The organism is Methanohalophilus sp. WG1-DM (assembly GCF_004104135.1).
In the GTDB taxonomy this organism is placed as follows: Archaea; Halobacteriota; Methanosarcinia; order Methanosarcinales; family Methanosarcinaceae; genus Methanohalophilus; species Methanohalophilus euhalobius.
Map to the genome: position 1 here is coordinate 1 of NZ_RRBA01000044.1, position 506 is coordinate 506.

The 506-nt window shown below is 40.3% G+C and carries 1 protein-coding gene; it reads right to left on the reverse strand.

Going from position 1 to position 506, the window contains the following annotated elements; genetic code table 11:
* Positions 1-305: rubrerythrin family protein (locus CI957_RS10380; RefSeq protein WP_206631073.1), on the reverse strand; the 305-nt coding region annotated here is incomplete at its 3' end.
* Positions 306-506 lie beyond the last annotated feature (201 nt).

Genomic DNA, 506 nt, shown 5'->3' on the forward strand with positions numbered 1-506 from the left:
GTGGTCTCGTAATCCTCGCCGTTGATTGCGGCTTTTAAGTTCTCGGCGGTTGTGCCGTAGTCGGTCGGAACGTCAGCCTGAATTGCAATGTCATCGAAGAATTCCCCGCTTTCTTCTTTCAGTTCATTGATCAGCCGGAAACTCCATTTTGCATGCTCTCTTTCGTTCTCGGCGGTGAGGAGGAAAAGATCTGCAATTTGCTCGAAACCTTCCTTTTTAGCAATCTTTGAATATATTGTATACCGGTTTCTGGCCTGGCTTTCCCCTACAAATGCTTTTGACAGGTTTTCTACAGTCTTTTTCATGATTTGTTTCTCCAGATGTTTTTTATGGATTGTTCTTTATATGATTGGTTGATAAATATATAATGCTTTTTTTGAAGAGTGTTGTCAGAACCTGGAGGAAATCATCTCAGGATTGATATTTCCGATAGATTGTTTTACGATCCCCAACTGCTACAATAAATATTAGCATTCTGTTGTTTTCGATTGTCAGGATGACTCTAT